Genomic DNA, 2,811 nt, shown 5'->3' on the forward strand with positions numbered 1-2,811 from the left:
GCTTTGGTTCAACAGGGGCAGAAGGAGGAGAAACAGTATCCAGAGATGAAGTGTCCTCCGGAGCAGAGGGCTCAGATGGCAACGACATAGAAAGTGGATCAGGGCGTGGAGAATCAACAGGATCAGAGGACGTAGAAGAAGGAGGGTCAGACATAAACGACGTAGAAAATGGATCGGGAGGAGGAGGATCGACAGGATCAGGGGATGTAGAAGAAGGAGAGTCAGATGTCAACGACGTAGAAAGTGGATCGGGAGGAGAAGATGGAGGATCAACAGGATCAGGGGATGTAGAAGAAGGAGAGTCAGATGTCAACGACGTAGAAAGTGGATCGGGGGGAGAGGATGGAGGATCAACAGGACCAGAGGACGTAGAAGAAGGAGAGTCAGATATCAACGACGTAGAAAGTGAATTGGGGGGAGAAGATGGAGGATCAACAGGACCAGAGGACGTAGAAGAAGGAGAGTCAGATATCAACGACGTAGAAAGTGAATTGGGGGGAGAAGATGGAGGATCAACAGGACCAGAGGACGTAGAAGAAGGAGAGTCAGATATCAACGACGTAGAAAGTGAATTGGGGGGAGAAGATGGAGGATCAACAGGACCAGAGGACGTAGAAGAAGGAGAGNTAACAGGATGAGATAATGAAAACGAAGAAGGTTTACCAAATGGACCATTATAAGAACCTATTCTAGAAGAAATATAAACCCCTTCGAGTCGGAAATCCCAAAATTCCCCCTCACCTTCCACTAATCTTTGCGTAGCATCTGCTTCTCCAAAGGGCGAACCTGGACCATAACCACGAATACGATATTGATAAGGAAAACCTTTCACCGTAGTATAATCATCATAACCATTGGCGAGTCGAAAAGAACCTGCCTGCGCTGTTCCAGCAACTTGAATGAGTGAAATGCTTTGATCTTTTCCCTCATAGACTTCTTTACTTGCATATTTTGGAAAATTTTGCACATGAATGAATGTCGTTCCAGAAACATCCCCATAGATCAATATGCGATCCGTCTTTTGGGGATTAAACAAACCCTCATCATTCAAAAATGCATTCAACCTAATCTGAGCGTTTCCCTCAGCACTGTAGACTTTTTTATCTTTTGATGCGAGAATTTTATCTCCTGCACCTATATCTGCTTTTTTTCCAATGCATAGCGTTTGATAACCACTACCTTCATCAAAGATCAATGTGCTATTGGAAAGACTTAGAGAAGAAAGCGATGAAACAGATTCCTGTAAACCGTTGTATTTACTTTTAGTAAGATACCATTTTGAATAACGAATTAACTCTAAATCAATAACCGATCTATCCTCAACACGCGTACCTCCTGTAAGAGAGGAAGCGTTTGCTTTCACCAATAGAGAAGCATTATTTTCAGCTTTTAGCAACAAATCACCAGAGATTTTTGTTTCATCCGATAATTCAAGAGTGCCTTTTACTTCATAGTCTTTATTCCCCTTCGCATAAATCGCAATCCCGTCTGGAACTGTCATATTTGTCTCTGATAAATAAACAAATGCCCTCCCCGTGATAACTTTTTTGGTTTCTAAAATTTTTTCATCATCTCGTTGCCTCAACATTTTAGCAAGTTCTTCTGGAGCTAAAACATTAAAGCACAGTCCATATACTCCCTCACTCTGAACAGAAATATTGTTTTTTTCTATCTTAATACTTGTATTCTTAAAGCCATCTGGTGAAATATATTTTTGAATTAACTTACCATTATCATTTACATAACCTGAAAAGTTTTTCATCAAGAATGCATGCATATGGTTCAGCTGAATAAAATTGTTTTTCAAATGAACGTCACCACCTTGAAAAACCTCAAAAGCTTCTGGCAATACCCCCATAGCTCGATCACCATCTGTTAAAGTTTCCTCCCTCCTTCCTTGCCCCGTAATCCCCATAGTATCAAGAATATAGCGCCCCCCAAATCGAGTTGAAAATGAGCCAATCTGGTTAAAATTAACGGTACCGTCTGTCATTTTAACCATTGCATCAAAACCACTCATAATACCGATCCCTTTTACATTCAAGTTATCTGGCTCAATATTGATATTCACACTCACTAAAGCAATATCCGTTCCTCTCCCCCATGCATAAATAGCATGTGAAATCCCCTTAATTTCCCCTACTGTCATGCTAATAACGGCATTTTGAGCACGAAGAGCAGGTATATTCTTAAAATCTGAAGCTACTAGATTAATTGTTCCACCATTTCTTACATACGCCCCATACGCAGATATTTTATCTGGATCATCGCCATAAACTGTTATCTGAGACGCATTAACAATAGTGCCTGCTTTTTCTACATATATAGCTGCAATAGGTGCAATATGAGCAGACGTCTCTTGAGAACTTTTTAAGTAATAGATTTTATCTGCAAGAAAGTGTGTTTTTCTATCATCGCATTTATAAAATGCCCCTCCTGCATCACTTGAAGATCCTGCAGCACTAACATACGTAACCTGCAAAAAATAAAGAATAGCTGTTGTAACGTTGCATAAAAATACATATTTATGAAATACATAAATCATAACTCTTGCCGCCTTCTATTCCCCTACTTCTATTCATTGAAGAATAATATCTATATTTAAGCTAATAAAGTTCTCAAAATACAATAAATATAAAATGAAATATTTAATTTAATACTTAATATAACACTATATACTTATATATAAGTTATATATAAGTTACTATATAGTTTATGTATCGCTAAAAAAGGTGGCGCAATCCAGCAGAGAAACTCGTTCCAGAAAAACCAATTTTCTTAAATCTATGCTGATAAGTGACATCTCCACGA

1 protein-coding gene is annotated in these 2,811 nt (G+C 39.0%); it reads right to left on the reverse strand.

The features are described 5' to 3' along the window. Nucleotides 1-2,545 (reverse strand): autotransporter outer membrane beta-barrel domain-containing protein (locus ACFIMS_RS08605; protein ID WP_375696653.1); only part of this gene is annotated, 2,545 nt, incomplete at its 3' end. Nucleotides 2,546-2,811: the final 266 nt, after the last annotated feature.

Source organism: Bartonella sp. AP331QHHD, assembly GCF_042195905.1.
Classification (GTDB): Bacteria; Pseudomonadota; Alphaproteobacteria; order Rhizobiales; family Rhizobiaceae; genus Bartonella.